General features: G+C 63.5%; 8 protein-coding genes. 3 read left to right on the forward strand and 5 right to left on the reverse strand.

Going from position 1 to position 20,015, the window contains the following annotated elements; genetic code table 11:
• Nucleotides 1-56 precede the first annotated feature (56 nt).
• The gene (locus QF039_RS18950) at nucleotides 57-12,995 is read right to left on the reverse strand and encodes a non-ribosomal peptide synthetase (protein ID WP_307520069.1); all 12,939 of its coding nucleotides are present in this window, start codon (nucleotides 12,993-12,995) and stop codon (nucleotides 57-59) included.
• Nucleotides 12,996-13,055: 60 nt separating this feature from the next.
• A complete protein-coding gene (locus QF039_RS18955) occupies nucleotides 13,056-13,814 on the reverse strand; it encodes a thioesterase II family protein (RefSeq protein WP_003209023.1) in 759 nt (252 codons plus the stop codon).
• A 278-nt stretch (nucleotides 13,815-14,092) separates the two neighbouring features.
• On the opposite strand from QF039_RS18955, the gene QF039_RS18960 reads away from it, so the two are divergent.
• Both QF039_RS18960 and QF039_RS18965 read left to right on the forward strand, forming a co-directional pair.
• On the forward strand, nucleotides 14,093-14,644 hold the full coding sequence (locus tag QF039_RS18960) for an RNA polymerase factor sigma-70 (protein ID WP_076953019.1): 552 nt from the start codon (nucleotides 14,093-14,095) through the stop codon (nucleotides 14,642-14,644).
• 386 nt (nucleotides 14,645-15,030) lie between these two features.
• Complete coding sequence (locus QF039_RS18965; RefSeq protein WP_307523085.1) at nucleotides 15,031-15,219, forward strand: hypothetical protein; 189 nt, start codon at nucleotides 15,031-15,033, stop codon at nucleotides 15,217-15,219.
• Nucleotides 15,220-15,478: 259 nt separating this feature from the next.
• Here the strand turns inward: QF039_RS18965 and QF039_RS18970 are convergent, their stop codons facing one another.
• The 3 genes from QF039_RS18970 to QF039_RS18980 form a co-directional block, all read right to left on the reverse strand.
• The gene (locus QF039_RS18970) at nucleotides 15,479-16,492 is read right to left on the reverse strand and encodes a GNAT family N-acetyltransferase (protein WP_307520072.1); all 1,014 of its coding nucleotides are present in this window, start codon (nucleotides 16,490-16,492) and stop codon (nucleotides 15,479-15,481) included.
• A gap of 66 nt (nucleotides 16,493-16,558) precedes the next feature.
• Complete coding sequence (locus QF039_RS18975; RefSeq protein ID WP_083853176.1) at nucleotides 16,559-17,347, reverse strand: ABC transporter substrate-binding protein; 789 nt, start codon at nucleotides 17,345-17,347, stop codon at nucleotides 16,559-16,561.
• 99 nt (nucleotides 17,348-17,446) lie between these two features.
• A complete protein-coding gene (locus QF039_RS18980; protein ID WP_087695088.1) occupies nucleotides 17,447-18,070 on the reverse strand; it encodes a TetR/AcrR family transcriptional regulator in 624 nt (207 codons plus the stop codon).
• 154 nt (nucleotides 18,071-18,224) lie between these two features.
• Between QF039_RS18980 and QF039_RS18985 the strand changes: the two genes are divergently transcribed.
• Nucleotides 18,225-20,003, forward strand: a complete 1,779-nt coding sequence (locus QF039_RS18985; RefSeq protein ID WP_307520076.1) for an acyclic terpene utilization AtuA family protein — start codon at nucleotides 18,225-18,227, stop codon at nucleotides 20,001-20,003.
• Nucleotides 20,004-20,015: the final 12 nt, after the last annotated feature.

Genomic DNA, 20,015 nt, shown 5'->3' on the forward strand with positions numbered 1-20,015 from the left:
GGTGGGAGCGGGCTTGCTCGCGAAGGGGCCGCCAAAAACAGCGAAGGTTCAGAGTCTTACAACCCCTCCAGCTCCGCCATCAAATCACTCAACCGATCCACCTTCTCCGCGCTGATCTCATTCGCCGCCAGCCCCTCGATATACCCCGCCAACGCCTCCACCGTGCTGCACTCGAACATCGCCCGCAACGGCACATCCCGCTGCAGCGTCTTCTGTACCCGTGAAGCAATCTGCGTGGCCAACAACGAATGCCCGCCCAGTTCGAAGAAGTTGTCCTGCACGCCGACCCGCTCGACCTTGAGCACCTCGGCCCAGATCCCGGCCAGCGTCTGCTCCAGCTCATTGCGCGGCGCCAGATAATCCTGGCTGTGCAACTGGCCGATCTCCAATGCCGGCAAGGCCTTGCGGTCCAGCTTGCCGTTGGCGTTCAGCGGCAAACGGTCGAGCCACAGCCAATGCAACGGCACCATGTACTCCGGCAGCTCGGCACGCAGGCGTTGCTTGATGCGATCGAGGCGCTCAACCGGGTTGAGCTGCGCATCCGCCGCCACCAGGTAGCCCACCAGATGCTTGCCGTTGACGCCCTCCTGCACGCCCACCGCCGCATCCCGCACTTCAGGCTGCTCATGCAGGCGCGCTTCGATTTCACCCAGCTCGATCCGGTAACCGCGAATCTTCACCTGATGGTCGATGCGCCCGACGTACTCCAACACACCGTCGCTGCGACGGCGGGCCAAATCCCCTGTTCGATACAACCGGTCCGCACCAAATGGATTCGGCACAAACGCTTGCGCCGTGCGCAGCGGATCGCTGACATAACCACGCCCCACGCCCGTCCCGGCCACGCACAACTCGCCGACGGCGCCTTGAGGCACCAGTTCCAGCGCACCGTCCAGCAGGTACAACCGGTTATTGTCGGTCGGCGTACCAATCGGCAGATAAGTGCCACGGGTCGACGCCAGGTCGACGCGGAAGAACGCCACGTCGTCCGAACATTCCGCCGGGCCATACGCGTTGACCAGGCCAATCTGCGGATAACGCAGCAACCACTGGTGCGCCAGTTCCGGCGGCATCGCTTCACCCGTCGGCAGCATCCAGCGCAAGCCATCCAGGCTCATGCGCTCCTGGGCGAGCATGCCCTGGATCAGTGACGGCACGCTTTCCAGCACGGTAATGCCCTGGGCCTGGACGTGAGCGAGCAAGCCTTGCGGATCATGGGCAATGGTATTCGGCACAATGTCCACCCGCGCCCCGAACAGCGGCGCCGCGAGGAACTGCCACACCGAGATATCGAAACTTTGCGAGGCGGTCTGGGCGATCACATCGTGCTCAGTCAGTTGCAGATACGGCACCTTGCTCAACTGGTTATTGAGCATGCCGCGCTGTTCGACCATCACGCCCTTGGGCAGGCCAGTGGAGCCCGAGGTGTAGATCACGTAGGCCAGGTTATCCGGCGCGCTGTAGATACCGGGGTTTTCCTGCGAGCCAGTCATCTCCTCCCACACCAGCAGCCTCGGTCGCGAGCCACAGGCAAACTCTTCCAGCAACAGATCCGCCTGTTCCCGACAAGCCTCGGTGCACACCAGCAACGGCGTACGACTGAGGTCGATGATCCGGCTCAAGCGCTGGGTCGGCAGCCCCGGGTCCAGCGGCAGGTAACCGGCACCCGCCTTGAAGCTGCCGATGATCATGCCCAGCAGATCCAGATTACGTTCGGCCAGCAACGCCACCGGTTGATCCGGCCCGACACCGGCCGCGATCAATGCATGGCCCAGGCGGTTACTGCGTCGGTTCAGTTCGGCATAGCTCCATTGCTGATCCAGGCAACTGGCGGCAATCCGCTGTGGATGCTCTGCCACCTGGGCTTCGAACAGCTCGATGTAACTGCGCTCCAGCGGATACTCATGCTCGCTCTGGTTGCAGCCGTCCACCAGGAACTCACGCTCCTGCTCGCCAATCAGCGGCAAGTCGGCCATGTCGCCATGGAAGCCCTGCACCAGCGCCAGCAGCAGCCGCTTGAATTCAGCGAGCATGCCTTGCACGGTGGTTTCATCGAAATAACGCTGGTCGTAGGACAGGTGCAAGCCCAGGTCATCGCCCGGGTAGCACACGGCCGTCAGCGGGAAGTTGGTGTGGGTGCGACCGGAATCCGAGGTGGCATTCAGGCTTTGCGCACGGTCCAGTACCGAGACTTCCACCGGGGCGTTCTCGAACACGAACAGGCTGTCGAACAGCGGCTGGCCTTTCGGCAGTTCGCTGTGCTCCTGGATGGTCACCAGCGGCAGGTACTCGTACTCGCGCAGTTGCATATTGCTGTCGAGCAGGCCGCTCAACCATTGGCGCACGCTGCACTGCTGATCGTCCTCCGGCAGCTTGACCCGCAAGGCGATACTGTTGATAAACAGCCCGACAGTGCGCTGCATCTCGGGCATTTCTACCGGGCGCCCGGCCACGGTGACGCCGAACAGCACGTCGCGATCGCCACTCAAGCGCCGCAGCACCAGGGCCCATGCCGCCTGGGCGAAGGTGTTTACCGTCAATTGATGAGCCTGGGCCAGCTCGCGCAATTGCGCGCCGTCGCGCACATCCAGGCGGGTGTAGCAGTCGCCTACCACCATGCCGCCGCTGTGGCCGGCATGTTCGCGCAGGAACGGCCGGTCGCTCGGAATCGGTGTGGTGCGTTCGAACCCTTGCAGGTTCTGCTGCCACCACTGGCGCGCCTCGGCGAGGTTCTGGCGTTGCAGCCAGGCGATGTAATCGCGGTAACGCGGTGGCGTCGCCAGTTGCGCTTCGCGACCTTCGCCGAGGGCCATGTAGATGTCGAAGAAATCGTTCATCAGCAGCGAGCGGCACCACGCATCGATCAGAATGTGGTGGTTGCTCATCATGAACCAGTAGCGGGCTTCGCCTACGCGGATCAGCCGCAGGTGGAAGGGCGCCTGGTTAAGCAGATCGAAACCGGCTTCACGCTCGCTTTTCAGCAACGCTTGCAGGCGCGGTTCCTGCTCGCTTTCCGGCTCCTGGCTCCAGTCGAGGTACTCGATCGGCGTGCTGCCGGGCTTGTGGATAACCTGCAACATGTCTTCGCCGACGTTCCAGCAGAACGAGGCGCGCAAGGCTTCATGACGGGCGATCACCGCCTGCCAGGCCTGGGCGAAACGCTCGGGGTCCAGGGCGCTGTTGATGCGGTAGCGGTCCTGCATGTAGTAGAGGCCGGTGCCCGGTTCCAGCAGGGTGTGCAGCAGCAAGCCTTCCTGCATCGGGGTCAGCGGGTACACGTCTTCGATGGCATTGGCCGGCACCGGCAGCGCATCGAGTTGCCCCTGGGTCAGGTGCGCCAGCGGGAAGTCCGACGGCGTAAGGCCGCCCGCGTCTGCCTTGAGGCAATGTTCAATCAGGCTTTGCAGTTCCGCCAGGTAAGCGTCCGCCAGTTCAGCGATGGTCTGGCTGTGGTGACGCTCGCGGCTGAAGGTCCAGCGCAGCACCAGCTCACCGCCGTACACCTGGCTGTCGACACTCAGCGCGTTGGGCAACGGCGCGTCCGGGTCGTGGGCGATCCCGGCGGACTCGTCCAGCGGGTGGAACAGTGCGTCGGCGCCAAAGCTCTGATCGAACTGGCCGAGGTAGTTGAAGGTGATACTGGCGCTCGGCAACGCGGCCATGGTCTGGCGGCACAGGTCGTCGGCCAGGTAGCGCAGCACGCCATAACCCAACCCTTTGTGGGGCACGCCGCGCAGTTGCTCCTTGATCGCCTTGATCGAGGCGCCCTGCCCGGCGGCTTCTTCGATATGCAGCGGGGTCAGGCGCAGCGGGTAGGCGCTGGTGAACCAGCCGACGCTGCGGGTCAGGTCGATCTCGTCGAATAGCGGTTCGCGGCCGTGGCCTTCCAGCTGGATCAATGCGGATTCATGGCCACTCCAACGGCACAGCACACGGGCCAGGGCGGTCAGCAGCAAATCGTTGACCTGGGTGCGGTAGGCACTTGGTGCCTGCTGCAACAACTGGCGGGTGCGCTCGGCATCCAGGCGCACGCTGACGGTATCGGCGTCGCGATTGCGCAGCGAACCCTGTGGGCGATCCACCGGCAATTCAACGGCAGGGCCGGCCAACTGTTGCTGCCACACGTGCAGCTCCTCACGCAGGGATTCGCTGCCGGCATACGCCTGCAACCGCGCCGCCCAGTCGCGCAAGGCGCTGGTCTTGGCCGGCAGGTTGACCGGCTGGTCGTCGCTCAACTGGCGATACACGGTCTGCAAATCTTCCAGCAATACCCGCCAGGAAACGCCGTCCACCACCAGGTGATGGATCGCGATCAGCAGCCGGCGCTGGCCTTGCGGGCCGTCCACCAGTAGCGCGCGCAACAACGGGCCATGGGCGAGGTTGAGGCTGCGCTGGGTGTCGGTGAACAGCGCGCTGCACTGCTCCATGTCCGCCACCTGGGCTTGCAACAGCAGGCCGCCTTCCGGCACCGCCAAGTGTTCGGCGTGCCATTGGGCGTCGCGCTGGGTGAAGCTCAGGCGCAGGGCGTCGTGATGTTCCAGCACCGCCAGCAACGCTTGCTCCAGGCGATGAGGTTCCAGGGCCTGAACCGGCTCCAGCAGCAACGCCTGGTTCCAGTGTTGGCGCTCCGGGATGTCGGTGTCGAAGAACCAGTGCTGGATCGGCGTCAGCCCGGACGCGCCGGTCAACACGCCTTGTTCGGCGCTGACCTGCTCGCTGCGGGTCGCCACGGCGGCCAGGGTTTGCACGGTCTGGTGCTGGAACAAATCACGCGGGCTGAAATGAATCCCCGCCTGCCGGGCCCGGCTGACCACCTGGATCGACAGGATCGAGTCGCCGCCCAACTCGAAGAAGTTGTCGTCAAGGCCTACCTGTTGCACGTTCAGTACCGCGCACCAGATGGCCGCCAGGGTTTGCTCCAGCTCGTTGCGCGGCGCCACGTACTGTTGACGATTCGCCTCGGGGTCCGGCTGCGGCAAGGCGCGGCGGTCGAGTTTGCCGTTGGCGGTCAGCGGCATGCTGTCGAGGACAATCAGGTGCGCGGGCACCATGTAGTCCGGCAGCTGCGCTTTCAAATGCGCCTTGAGGGATTCACGCAGTGCACCGTGTTCTTCGTCGCTGACCAGGTAGGCCACCAACTGTTTGCCGCTCGGGGAATTCAGCGCCAACACCACTGCTTCACGCACCGCCTGGTGTTCCAACAGGCGGGTTTCAATTTCCCCCAGCTCGATGCGGAACCCGCGAATCTTCACTTGATGGTCGATACGACCGAGGTATTCCACCAGGCCATCGGCACGCTGGCGCACCAGGTCGCCGGTGCGATACAGGCGACCGCCGTTCGTGGCAAACGGATCCGCGACAAACCGCTCCCCGGTCATCCCCGGACGCTGGTGATACCCCTGGGCCAGGCCGGCACCGCCGACGTACAACTCACCCGTCGCGCCTTGCGGCACCAGCGCCAGATCCGCATCCAGAATGTAGGCCACACGCGCGCCGATGATGCTGCCGATCGGCACGCTGCCGGCGCCTTCTTCCAGGGCTTCCGGGGCCAGGCTGGCCAACGGCATCACCACGGTTTCAGTCGGGCCATAGGCGTTGAAAAACAGCGCCGGCTTGAATGCCGCACGAATGCGCTGCAAGTGTTCGCCGGTCAGGGCCTCACCGCCGGTGATGCACATGCGCACCGCCAGGGTCTGGTCTTGCGTGGCCAGCCATTGCGCCAACTGGCTGCCATAGCTTGGGGTGAAGCCCAGGATATTGATGCGGTGCCGACGAATCAGCCCGCAGATTTCTTCCGCGTCCCACTGGCCCTGGGCCCGCAACACAACCTGGGCACCACTGAGCAACGGCACCAGCAGACGCTCGGTGGCAGCGTCAAAGTTGATGGAATAGAAGTGCAGCTCGCAGTCATCCGGGCGCATGCCGAAGCGTTCGATCACCGCCTGGCAATGCATGGCGATTTCACCGTGGGACACCACCACGCCCTTGGGCTTGCCGGTGGAACCGGAGGTGTAGATCAAGTAGGCCTGATGTTGCGGCAGGCTGATGAAAGGCAACTCGCTCGCCGGGTAGTCCGCCAGGGTTGGCAGGTCCTCTTCCAGGCACCAGCGGCCGACACTCTCAGGCAGTTCGCCCAATGCGTCGAACATCGCGGCATCGCTGAGCAACAGGCCGATGCCACTGTCTTCGATCATGTAGTGCAGGCGGTCCAGCGGGTATTCCGGGTCCAGCGGCACATAGGCGCCGCCGGCCTTGAGGATTGCCAGCAGGCCAACCACCATCTCCAGCGAACGCGGCAACGCCAGGCCGACCCGCACCTGCGGGCCCACGCCGCGCTCGCGGAGCATCCAGGCCAGGCGATTGGCGCGGCTGTCGAGTTCGCTGTAGCTCAGGGTCTGCCCGGCAAAGGTCAACGCCGGTGCATCGGCACGGGCCAGGGCCTGCTCGCTGAACAGGTGATGGATGCACTGGTCGAGGCGATGCTCGCCAGCCTCAATGCCGAGGCTGTCTTGCAGGGCGCGCTGTTCGCCAGCCTCCAGCAACGGCAACTCACTCAGGCGCCGTTGCGGATCGGCGAGCAAGGCTTCCAGCAGGTTTTGCCAATGCGCCGCCATGCGCGCAATGCGCGGCTCGTCGAACAGGTCGGTACTGTAGGTCAGGCAGCAACCCAGGCGATGATCGAGGTCGGTGACTTCCAGGTTGAGGTCGAACTTGGTGGCGCGGGCGTCGTTGGCCAGGTAATCGACGGTCATCCCGGCCAGGGTGCGGCTCTGCTGGAATTCCCAGCGCTGCACGTTGCACATCACCTGGAACAGCGGGTTGTACGCCGCGCTGCGGGGTGGTTGCAGGGCCTCCACCAGATGGTCGAACGGCAGGTCCTGATGGGACTGGCCTTCGATCACGGTGTGGCGAACCTGGTCAAACAGTTCGCCGACACTCATCTGCCCGTTGAGCTGGCAACGCAGCACCTGGGTGTTGAGAAATGCGCCAATCAGCCCTTCGCTTTCCGGGCGAATCCGGTTGGCCACCGGCGCACCGATGCGCAGGTCGGTCTGGCCGCTGTAGCGGTAGAGCAATACCGCGAGGGTGGCGGTCATGGTCATGAACAGGGTCAGGCCGCGTTCGGCGTTGAAGGCACGCACGCGGGCGGCGAGGTCGTCGCTCAAGTCAAAACGGTACAGCTCGCCCTGGTGACTTTGCACCGGTGGCCGCGGACGGTCGCCCGGCAGTTCCAGCAGCGGGTGTTCGGTGCCCAGTTGCGCGGTCCAGTAATCCAGTTGGCGCTGGCGTTCGCCGGCCTCCAGCCACTGGCGCTGCCACACGCTGTAGTCGAGGTACTGCACCGGCAGTGGCGCCAGTGGTGATTCGCGGTCGTCGATGAACGCTTCGTACAGCGCGCTGAGTTCACGGGCAAAGATGTCCATGGCCCAGCCTTCGGTGACGATATGGTGCAGGGTCAGCACCAGGTAATGTTCCAGCTCGCCGGCCTTGACCAGGCAGGCGCGCAGCAATGGGCCGGTTTCCAGATTGAACGGCGTGTGGGCTTCATGATCGGCCAGTTGCTGCACACGCCGTTGCCGCTCGGCCTCACTGAACGCCGAGAAATCCTGCCAATCCATGCGCACGCCGGTTTGCGCCGCAACCTTCTGCTGCGCCACGCCATTGATGCTCGGGAAAGTCGTGCGCAGGGTTTCATGACGCATGATCAAGGCCTGCAACGCCGCCTCGAAACGGCCCACGTCCAGCACCCCGCGAAAGCGCGCCATGCCGCCGACGTTATACGCCGGGCTGTCGGGCTCCATCTGCCAGAGGAACCACATGCGCTGCTGGGAATAGGACAGTGGCACCGGCTGGCTGCGGTCGACCTTGCCGATGGCCAGCTGTTGGTTACGTTGCCCGGCGGCCTGGATCAGCCGGACCTGCTCGGCGAAAGCCCCCAGCTCGCTGGCGTCGAACAGCGTGCGCAACGGCAGTTCGACGTCACAGGCCTGGCGGGTGCGGGAGATGATTTGCGTCGCCAGCAACGAATGGCCACCAAGGGCGAAGAAGTCGTCCCGCAGGCCGATGCGTGGCAGCGCCAGGACTTCACGCCAGATCGCGGCGATTTGCTGCTCCAGCGCTGTTTCAGGTTCGACGTGTTCACGTACCTGCCACACCGGTTCCGGCAAGGCGCGGCGATCCAGTTTGCCGCTTGGGCTCAGGGGCATCGCGTCCAGGCGCATCAATTGCGCCGGGACCATGTACTCCGGCAGTTCGGCGGCCAGGGCGGTTTTTACGTCCTGTTCATCCAACGGTTCGCTGGCGGTGTAGTAACCGATCAACTGCGCACCGGCTGCGGTTTCCCGCACCAGCACCACCGCTTGGGCGATGCCGTCGAGAGCCAGCAGGCGGGCTTCGATTTCTTCAGGCTCGACACGGAAGCCACGCAGTTTGACCTGCTGATCCAGGCGCCCGAGGTATTCCAGTACCCCATCGGTGCTCCAGCGCACGCGGTCACCGGTGCGATACAGGCGTGCGCCCGCCTCACCCAACGGGTCGGCGACAAAGCGTTCGGCGGTCAGCCCCGCACGCCCGAGGTAACCCCGGGCCAGGCCGATGCCGCCGATGCACAACTCACCCGGCACACCCGCCGGCAGCGGCTCGAACTGATCATCCAGCACCCGGCAAATCACATTGCCCAGCGGCCGGCCAATCGGCGAACGCTCGCCGTCCTCGGCCTGGCAATGCCAGTGCGTCACGTTGATCGCGGTTTCGGTGGGGCCATACCGATTGTGCAACTGCACCGCCGGCAACTGCGCCAGCACCCGGTTGCGCAACTCGGCGGGCAGCGCTTCACCGCCGGAGAACAGGCGACGCAGGCTGGTGCATTCGGCAGCCAACGGTTCGTCGACAAACAGCTGCAACAGCGGCGGCACAAAGTGCAGCGTGGTCACGCCGTGCTCCTGCACCAACTGCGCGATGCGATGGGGATCGCGATGCTCGCCGGGGCCGGCCAGCACCAGGCGGCAACCGGTGATCAGCGGCCAGAAACACTCCCACACCGACACGTCGAAACTGATGGGCGCCTTTTGCATCAGCACATCGGTTTCATCCAATTGGTAGGTGGCTTGCATCCACTGCAAGCGCTCGGCCAGCGCGGCATGGGTGTTGCCCACGCCCTTGGGCTGGCCGGTGGAGCCGGAGGTGTAGATCACATAGGCGAGGTTGTCGCCATTGAGGTGCAAACCCGGCGCATGGGTCGGCCAACTGTCGAGCTTGAGGCTGTCCATGGCGATGACGCACACGCCTTGCGCCGTGGGCAGTTGTTCCAGCAGTGAAGTTTGGGTCAGCAGCAGTTGCACGCCGCTGTCCTTGAGCATGTAGCCCAGGCGTTCGGCGGGATAATCCGGGTCCAGCGGCACATAGGCGCCGCCGGCCTTGATGATTGCCAGCAGGCCGATCAGCAGTTGCGGCGAACGCTCGGCGGCGATGGCCACGCACACGTCCGGGCCGACGCCCTTGTCCCGCAGGTAATGGGCCAGGCGGTTGGCCTGGGTGTGCAATTGCGCGAAGGTCAGACTGCCGTCCTGCCACACCAGTGCGGTGCGTTCCGAGACGTGTTGGTTGAGGTGTTCCGGCAGCCAGCGCTGCGCCGGTGTGCACGGCGCAGCGCTCCACTGCTGTTGTTGGCGCTGCTCGTCGACATGCAACAGCTTCAGGTCGCCGATGGCCTGTTGTGGTTGCTCGCAGATGGCTTGCAGCAGGTTGATGAAGTGCCCGGCCAGGCGCTCGATGGTGGCGGCGTCGAACAGCTCATCGGCGTAGTCGAAGGACAGGCTCAGGCGCCCGTTGCGGTCTTCTTCAGTGTGCAGTTGCAGGTCGAACTTGGCTTCGCGGCTGTGCCATGCCAGCTCGTCGGCAAGCAGGCCCGGCAAGCGGCGCAGGGCGCCGAGGTCACGTTGCTGGTGGTTGAACATCACCTGGAACAGGCCTTGTTCCCGAGCTTGGGGGAAGGCTTCCAGCAGTTGTTCGAAAGGCAGGTCCTGATGGGCCTGGGCACCCAGCGCTGCGGTGCGGGTTGCCGTCAGCAACTCGGCGAAGGGCAGGCGCGCATCCAGTTCGGCGCGCAGTACGAGGGTGTTGATAAAGAACCCGATCAGGCCTTGGGTTTCCTGGCGCGGACGGTTGGCGTTGGGCACGCCGATGCGGATATCGCGCTGGCCGCTGTAGCGATAGAGCAGGCTCTGGAACGCCGCGAGCAACAGCATGAACGGCGTGGATTCGTGGCTTTGGGCAGTCTTGCGAATGGCTTCGCCGAGGCTCGCGCTCACACGCACACTGTGACGCGAGGCACTGCGCAGGTGCTGCGCCGAACGCGGGTGATCGGTGGCCAGGCTCAGGGTTGGGTGCTCGTCGCCCAGTTGTTGTTTCCAGTAAGCCAGTTGCCGCTGGCCCTCGCCTTCGGCCAGCCACTGGCGCTGCCAACTTCCGTAGTCGGCGTATTGCAGGGCCAGCGCTGGCAGCTCCAGGGGTTGGCCCTGGGACGCAGCGGCGTACAGTCGCGAGAATTCGTCGATCAACACGTTCAGCGACCAGCCGTCCGCGATGATGTGGTGCATCGTCACCAGCAGTTGGTGGTCTTCGTCATCCAGGCGCACCAGCGTTACCCACAGCAGCGGGCCTTTCTCCAGGTCGAACTGGGTGCGGGCTTCGTCTTCACGAATCTGCTTGGCACGGGCTTCCCGCTCGGCGGCAGGCAAATCGCTGAGGTCGATGACTTGCAGATCGAAATCAGCCTTGGCGTCGACCCGCTGGAAGGCCTGGCCATCGCGCTCGAAGAAGCGCGTGCGCAGGGCTTCGTGGCGCTGGATCAATTGCTGGAAGCTTGAGCGCACCGCGTCTTCATCCAGCTCGCCGCGCAACCGCAAGGCGCCGGGAATGGTGTAGGCGCTGCTGTGCGGGTCGAGTTGCCAGGTGATCCACAGACGGTTCTGCGCGAGGGATTGCGGCAGGTCTTCCTGTCGCGACAACCCATGGATTGCGCCTTGGGCCACGCCGCCGTCCTGCTGCAATTGCCCGACGCTGGTGGCGAAGGCGGCCAGGGTGGGCGCTTCGAACAACAGGCGCAGGTTCAGTTCCAGGCCGAGGGTTTCCCGCAGCCGGGCGACGACCTGGGTGGCGCTGATGGAGTTGCCCCCCAGCAGGAAGAAGTGATCGTCGGCGGCGACCTGCGTCACCTGCAATTGCTCGCACCAGATCGCGGCAATCCGGCTTTGCAGCTCGGACGCCAGCACCGCATCACCCGCCTGCGCTTGCACGCCGGGGAACTGCGCATAACTGTCGAGGCTGCCGTCCGCCAGGCGTGTGCGGCAGGCCGAGCGCTGCACCTTGCCGCTGGACGTTTTCGGCAAGCCACCGGGGTTGAGCAACACCACCACGCTCGGCGCTTCCTGGCAGGCTTCGGCCACCGCCTGGCGAATCGCCTTGATCAGTGCTTCCGGCGGCAGGATTTTCTGCACGCTGCGGCTGATTTCGGCGGCGATGCCAATGCCTTCCAGGCCCTGGTCATTCACCGCGAACGCGGCGACCCGGCCCTTGCGTACCACTTCCACTTCGCGCTCGATGGCTTGCTCGATGTCCTGGGGATACAGGTTGTGGCCCCGCACGATCAGCAGGTCTTTCAGGCGACCGGTGATAAATACCTCACCTTCGCGGATAAACCCGAGGTCGCCGGTCCGCAGCCAGGTACGGCCTTCGTGCTGGACGAAAGTCTTGGCGGTGGCTTCAGGGTTGCGCCAGTAGCCGTGGGCGATGCTCGGGCCGGTGGCCCAGATTTCACCGACGGCATTGTCGGGGAGCGTCGCCAGGGTGGCGGGGTCGGCAATCAGCACCGCGTGCTCGGGCTGGCTGGTGCCGCAACTCATGATCGCCGCGCCCTGCCCTGGCTCGGCGCGATTGGCGGCCAGGGCCTGTTCGTCCAGGCGCAGGGCCGGGATGCCGTGGCCACGGGTGCCGCCGGCAACGAACAAGGTGGCCTCCGCCAAGCCGTAGGAGGCGAAGAAATTGTTCGGGGTAAAACCGCAGGCGGCGAACTTCTCGGCGAAGCGTTCGAGGGTGTCGAGGCGGATCGGCTCGGAGCCGGAATACGCCACGCGCCATTTGCTCAGGTCCAGGCGATCCAATGCCGACTCGCTGACTCGCTCGCTGCACAAGCGATAGGCGAAGTCCGGCCCGCCGCTGATGGTGCCGCCGTATTCGCTGATCGCTTCGAGCCAGCGCAATGGCCGGCCAAGGAAGTACGCCGGCGACATCAATACGCACGGCACACCGCTGAAGATCGGCTGCAGCAGCCCGCCGATCAGGCCCATGTCGTGGTACAGCGGCAACCAGCTGACGATCACGTCGTCGGGGTTCAGGTCGATGCCGAAGCCGCGACGGATCAGCAATTCGTTGGCCACCAGGTTGCCGTGGGTCACTTGCACGCCCTTGGGCAACGCAGTGGAGCCGGAGGTGTATTGCAGGAAGGCGATGTCATCGTCTTGCAAGTTGGGCGCAACCCAATGGCTCGCGATTTCGGCATTGAGGCTGTCGACGCACAGCAACTGCGGCGCGCCTTCGAGTTGCGCCAGCGAATCACCGAGGCTGGACGTGGTCAGCAGCAACCGCGGCTCGGCGTCTGCAATGATCGACAGCAGCCGCTCCTGATGATGACGGCGGGCGGACTCCGGCGGATAGGCCGGCACCGCGATGACCCCGGCGTACAGGCAACCAAAGAACGCCGCGACGTAATCCGGCCCGCTGGGGAACAGCAGCACCGCACGATCGCCCAGCCCGGCGTCGGCCTGCAAGGCGGCGGCAATGGTGCGGGCGCGCAGGTCGAGGTCGCGGTAACTGAGGACAACGCTCTGTTCGGCCGTCTCGGCAAGGAAGCGCAACGCCAGTCGATCCGGGGTTTGCGCGGCGCGGCGTTGAAGGGACTGAACCAGGGTGCGGGGAAGTTCGAAGGCGTCCATCATGGGGTTCCTGCCTGAAATCGGCTTACTGGAAAATCGGGGAATGTGTGGCCGGGGGCTTGTTCAGCCGGTCGCCCGGGCCATCTGCCGCGCGGCGTCATTGCGCCAGCGGGCCAGGTGTTCGTCGGCGTAACGCCGCACACAGCGCAGTACGGAACTCTCGTGCTGCACCAGGAAGAAGTGGTGACCGTCGAACATGTCGAGGGAGAAACCGCTGGCGGTGTCTTGCTGCCAGTCCAGCAGTTGATCGGCGCGCACCGTGTCCTGCTTGCCGCCGAATACATGGATGGGCAGGCTCAGCGGCTCACGCTCGCCGTATTCGAAACTGCCGCACAGCAGGAAGTCGGCCCGCAGGATCGGCAGCATCAACTGCATCAGTTCGGCGTTGGCCAGCACGTCTTCGCCCGTGCCCTTGAGTTCCCGCAGGCGGGCGATCAGTTGTTCGTCGTTTTTCTCGATGGCGTATTCGCTGACATCGCGACAGGCCGGGCCGGCGGTACCCGAGGCAAACAGCGCCAATGGCGGCGGCGCGCCCCGTTCGCGCAGGGCATGGGCCAGTTCGAAGGCCAGCAGGCCGCCGAGGCTGTGGCCGAACAAGGCGTAGGGGCCGTCCAGCTCGGCGCGGATCTCATCAGCCAGTTGCCCGGCCAGGTTTTTGATATCGCGCTGCAACGGCTCGTCCATGCGCATGCCGCGCCCCGGCAACTCCAGCGGCCGCACCTGCAACCACTCCGGCAGCGCCCGTCGCCAGCGGCTGTAGACCATGGCGCTGGCGCCGGAGTAAGGCAGGCAAAACAGGCGTAATCGAGCCGGCGTGTTCATTTCAGACCACTCCCGCTCACACGATAAAAACCCATTTTGTCCTCCTCCAAGCGCTGATCCTTGGCCGGTTTGTTAACTGGCCTTTCACCCATGAGAACGGATGGCACCTGGAAATAATTAGTCAACGAGACGCCGTTCACACCTCTCGATAAGGCATAAGATTAGTTCGTCTTCTCATTTGACAATCATTATCATTAAGCATAATTTGTTGCCCGATGTGTAGGAGGCCTCAGCAAGGACGCCCTCCCCCAACCTTCTCTTGCAACAAGGTGATTTCCATGACGGAACAAGTATCCACAGGCAGGTGCGACTCACCCCTACTCCAGGCCTTCGTCGACAATCGACTGATCCTGGTCAAGATCGCAGCGCGTATTACCGGCTGCCGATCCCGCGCCGAAGACGTGGTGCAAGACGCCTACTTCCGGTTGCAATCGGCCCCCACCATCACGTCATCGTTCAAGGCGCAGCTCAGTTACCTGTTCCAGATCGTGCGCAACCTGGCTATTGATCACTACCGCAAGCAGGCGCTGGAGCTGAAATATTCCGGCACGGAAGAGGAAGGCTTGAATGTGGTTATTCACGGCGCTTCACCTGAGACCTCGCACATCAACTTTTCGACGCTGGAGAACATTGCCGACGCCTTGACCGAGTTGCCTCAGCGCACGCGTTACGCGTTTGAGATGTACCGGCTGCACGGGGTGCCGCAGAAGGATATTGCCAAGGAGCTGGGGGTTTCACCGACGTTGGTGAACTTTATGATTCGCGATGCGCTGGTGCATTGCCGGAAGGTTTCCGGGACTCATAGCGACACGTTTGCGCGGCGGGTTTGATTGGGTCTGGCGCTGGGTACATATCCGTTATTTGGGTGATGGCTACCTATGGTTCCGCTCTTACAGCGGCTCACTTTTGAACAGCGCAAAAGTAAGCAAAACGCTCTTGCCCCACCACTCGGCTCCTCGCCTAGGCTCGGAGTGCCCTCACTCCGGCTTTGGACCGTGGGCCGCCGTCATGGGCCATCCCTGGCCCAGGACGGCTAACCTGGCGTCCTGCCAGGTTACCCACGCTCCAAAGCCTGCGTTCGGCCAGCGTGGTTTAACGGGGCGCCTAAGATCAAAATCAAGATCAAAAGCAAAAGCACAGCGGCCTACAGGCCGGCTTGAGTGTTAGAAGCAAAATCAAAATCTAAAGCGGGCACGGTCCAAATGTGGGAGCGGGCTTGCTCGCGAAGGTCGTTAACGATGACGCGGGCATTCTGGATGAACGCGGCGCTCTCAGGTTTTTCGCGAGCAAGCCCGCCCCCACAGAAAAGCAGATTTTTTTCGCTCTGGTTTTTGCTTTTGCTTTTAACACTCAAGCCGGCCGGGAGGCCGCTGTGCTTTTGCTTTTGCTTTTGATCTTGATCTGACTGCCCCAATAAGCCCGAGGCCGAACGCAGGCAGTGCGGAGCAGGTAAACCGGCAGGACGCCGGTTTAGCCGCGCCGGGCCATGGATGGCCCGTCGCGGCGGCCCGCTTCGCGGTGCCGGAGTGAGGGAACGCCGAGCCACAGCGAGGCGCCGACAGGCGGGGCAGAGCCCTTTGCTTACTTTGGGGCTTTTCCAAAGTGAGCCGCTGTAAGAGCGGAACCATAAGCGGCCGTAACCTAAATAACGGATATGCCCCCGATCAAACCAACCCACACCGCTCAAAAAACCGCTCCCGCCCCAGAATCATCAACGCCGCCCGCTTATGAGGAAAATCAAACTCCTTCTCACAGTGGAAACACTGATTCTGCATATGCCCAATCATCTTCCCGTTATCCGCCCGAGGCTCAGCCACCACACGCTGCGTACGCGGATCATCGAGAAACAAGTAATGCACCAGCGCCGATAACCAGCTCGCTACCTTGTGCGGACCACGGTGGTGCTCTTCGCCCACCAGCATATGAATCCCGCGATCGTAATCCGCCGCATCATAAAACGGCGCAATCCGATCCTCCTTCGCCCAATACGCCTCGAAATAAGCAAACGGCTCATCATCGAAACAGCCAATCAACGTCAACACATGGGGATCCGCTTCCAGCTTGTCCAGATACTCCCGATGCTGTTCCAGGCTGCCGGTTTCCTGCCAGAAATTCGCCACCCGCGCACTGTTCTGCCAACGATTGAAGCGCGCCAGATCAACATCAACCTCCACCGTACGCAGTGAAATCCACGCCCCCAACCGCGCATCAAACCGCCGATACACCTCGCCCCGCGGCTTCGGCGCACGGGCAGGATGACGCTTGCCACCGCTGATGATCATCTGCTGCGGATAAGTCCCCGTGAGAGATTGCCCCAGCCACGGTTGCGGCAACTGCCAGAACAACGTGCGCTCGCAATGAAACTGCCCGGCAACCCCGGTCGCCACCAGCAACCCACTGCGCAAGGCATCCTCCGGCGCATGCTCAAGACACCAGACCAGTCGCTGGCGCCCGGGCTCCCTGGCAAACAGCCAATAACACGCCGCCCACAACGCACGGGCAGCCGGCACACTGGCGGGCTCCTGCAAATGCACCTGCACCTCATCACCCCGCTCAAGGCGCAGGCGAATCAGCGGCTGGCCCTCAAGGGTGAGGCTCAGGCGGCTATCAGTTTCATCAGCATTCAGGGCGGGTCCCGCCGGCAAGGGCAGCACTGACAGGTCATTCAGATTGGACATGGGATGGGCTCACGAATCGTCGACAGTTCAACAAGTGACGTGAGCCGAGGGCAAAAATTTAGACGATCACGGTACCGGCATTACATCGATGCGGTAAGGCTCGAAGATCTTCAGCAACTGGCCGTTGTCCCTCAGCTGCTTGAGCAGCCCGGCGAACGCCGGCCCCGTGATCGGCGCCTTGGGCCGCAGCAACGCATAGTGGTGGTACACCTGGTCGATCCGCTCGGACACCAGGAACTGCCCCGCCGTATCGGCATTGCGCACCAGGAAATCGCTGAGGTAGGAACGTGTCACCAGGGCGATGTCGGCCCGGCCCCGAGCGACCATCAGCAGGTTGCTGTCGTGGGAATAGGTCAAGGTGGCGTTGAAGTGCTCCGCCATGTACTTGGGGTCGGGGTTGAAGTTGGCGAACGCGTAGTGATAACCGCTGAACACCGCCAGGCGCTTGCCGGTCAGGTCAGCGAAATACGACTGGTCGCGACCGGGCTCCTGCTGGGCCACGAAGATTTCCGCATCCTCCAGGCCCATGTCGACATCGGTGTGGGCAATATCCTGCCAGCCCCACTTGGGGTTTTCGAAGATCGCCATGTCCACCCGACCTTGCTGGAAGTCGCGAAAACGCCGGGGAATCGAGGTGGGTACCAGCACAAACTGGTAGTCGGTTTGCAGGGCGTTCAAGGCTTCCACCAGTTGCGGCAGCAACCCGGTGTCGGCGCCCTGCTCCGGGCGCACGGTGTATGGCGGGAAATGCGCAGCACCGACCCTCACCAGTTGGGCGGCCGAGGCAGGCATCAGCCACAGTGCGCCAAGTGCCCATATTGAGAGTCCTGCAGCCAATCGCCAAGGCGAAAACATCAAGGCACACACCGTCGAAAACTTTGATCCCGCTAAGCTAGGCGTTTTTGTCTATCGAGACAACTTTCTGCCACACAATTAATAGCTTGCGCGAAAGGGCTAGTCAGCTTTCAACACCATCAGCAAGGCTTCGTCGGCCAGTTGCTCGAGGGTCATGCTGCCCTGGGCGCGAAACCAGGTGGTGGTCCAGGACAAGGCGCCCGTCAGGAAACGCCGCGTGATAAACACATCGCCCTTGATGTAACCGGCGTTTTTCGCCTCCCCCAGCACCTGCAACCAGATCTCTTCGTAGATATCGCGCAAGGCCAGCACCTGGGCCTGGCCCTCGGCCGACAGGGAACGCCATTCATACACCAGCACCGCCATGGCCTCGCCACTGCCGCCCATGATCGACTGCAATTCGCAACGAATCAGCGCCAGCACCCGCTCGCGCACGTTGCTCGCCTCGGCCAGGGAAGCGCGCATCAGGGCGGTGTTGTAGTGGATGGTTTCCTCCATCACCGCCCGCAGGATTTCGTCCTTGCTCTTGAAGTGATGAAAGATGCTGCCGGACTGGATCCCGACCGCGCCGGCTAGGTCACGCACGGTGGTGCGCTCAAAACCCTTGTTGCGAAACAGGTGGGCCGCGGTTTGCAGCAGCTTGCCACGGGCACTGTCGGGGTCGGTCAATTGGCCGGCGTCGACCATGGTGCGCATCACCCGCAGGGCTTTTTGCTCATCCATGCTGCTCTCCTTAACTTCTGGTTACGTCTTGGGCGGCAATTTAGGCCGTGGCAGCCAACCAAGCAAGCGCTTGGGGCAAAGTTATGACCAGAGTTTACAAACCAAGCGCTTGCTTGGTAGTGTGGGTGCCAGCAAACCAGAGGAAGGACGCCCCATGAACAAGACGGTACGCATCGGCTGCGCCAGCGCCTTCTGGGGCGACACCTGCACCGCCGCTGCGCAGTTGGTGCACGGCGGCACGCTGGATTACCTGGTGTTCGACTACCTGGCGGAAGTCACCCTGTCGATCCTCGCCGGAGCGCGAATGAAAGATCCCCAGGCCGGCTATGCCACGGATTTCGTCGAGGTGCTGACGCCGCTGCTGGCGGATATCCAGCGCCAGGGCATCCGCGTGATCAGCAACGCCGGCGGGATCAACCCCCAGGCCTGCGCCGCCGCGTTGCAGGCGGCCTGCGACCAGGCCCGAATCCCGTTGAAGATCGCCGTACTGCTGGGGGATGACCTGCAACCGCAGTTCAAGCAACTGCACGGCGTCACCGACATGTTCAGCGGCGCGCCCTTGCCGCCGATGTGCGTATCCACCAACGCCTACCTCGGCGCGCCCGGTATCGTGCAGGCGTTGAAGCTGGGCGCCGATATCGTCATCACCGGCCGTGTGGTCGACAGCGCAGTGGTCAGCGCAGCGCTGGTGCATGAATTCGACTGGTCCTGGCAGGACTACGACCGCCTGGCCCAGGCGGCATTGGCCGGGCATATCATCGAATGCGGCGCGCAGTGCACCGGCGGCAACTTCACCGATTGGCGGGAGGTACCGGACTACGAACACATCGGTTTCCCGATTGTGGAGGTCAGTGCCGACGGCCAGTTCACCGTCAGCAAGGTCGAGGGCACCGGCGGACTGATCAGCGAACTGAGCGTCGCCGAGCAACTGCTGTATGAAATCGGCGACCCGCGCGCCTACCTGTTGCCCGACGTGATCTGCGACTTCAGCCAGGTCAAGCTCCGGCAACAAGGCAAAAACCGCGTGCACCTGCACGGCGCCAAAGGCCTGCCGCCCACCGACCAATACAAGGTCAGCGCCACCTACCCGGATGGTTTTCGCTGCACCGCCAGTTGCCTGATCGCCGGGATCGACGCGGTGGCCAAGGCCGAACGGGTCAGCCAGGCGATCATCAACAAGACCTCAGAGCTGTTCAGCCAGCGCGGCTGGGCGCCCTACACCGACATCAACATCGAACTGCTGGGCAGCGAAGCCACCTACGGCCCCCATGCCCAACGCCAGGACTGCCGCGAAGTGGTGGTGAAACTGGCGGTGCGTCACCCCAGCAAACAGGCGCTGGTGCTGTTCGCCCGGGAGATTGCCCAGGCGGCCACCGGCATGGCGCCGGGGCTCACCGGAATCGTCGGCGGGCGACCTACGGTGTACCCGCTGATTCGGTTGTTTTCATTCCTGATCGATAAAAGCGCCTGCCAATTGCAGGTCGACTTCCTTGGCGAACGGCATGCCTGCGAATTGCCCGTCGCCAAACCGCTGAACACCTCGATCGCATTGATCGACCCGCCCAAGCCCCAAGGCCGCGCCGACGCCAACGTGCCGCTGGTCAAGCTGGCCGTGGCCCGCTCCGGCGACAAGGGCAACCACAGCAACATCGGGGTGATCGCCCGCGAGCCCGAGTACCTGCCGTGGATCGCCGAGGCGCTGACGCCCGAAGTGATCGTCGACTGGATGAGCCACGTGCTCGACCCGATCCACGGCCGCGTCGAGCGCTGGTATTTGCCCGGCAGCCACAGCCTGAACTTCCTGCTGGAAAACGCCCTGGGTGGCGGCGGGATTGCCAGCCTGCGCATCGATCCCCAAGGCAAGGCCTTCGCCCAGCAACTGCTGGAAATCCCGATTGCCGTGCCGCAGCACATTGCCGATCAATTCACTTAAAGGACCCGCGCC

Origin of the sequence: Pseudomonas sp. W2I6, from assembly GCF_030815935.1 — a bacterium.
GTDB lineage: Bacteria > Pseudomonadota > Gammaproteobacteria > Pseudomonadales > Pseudomonadaceae > Aquipseudomonas.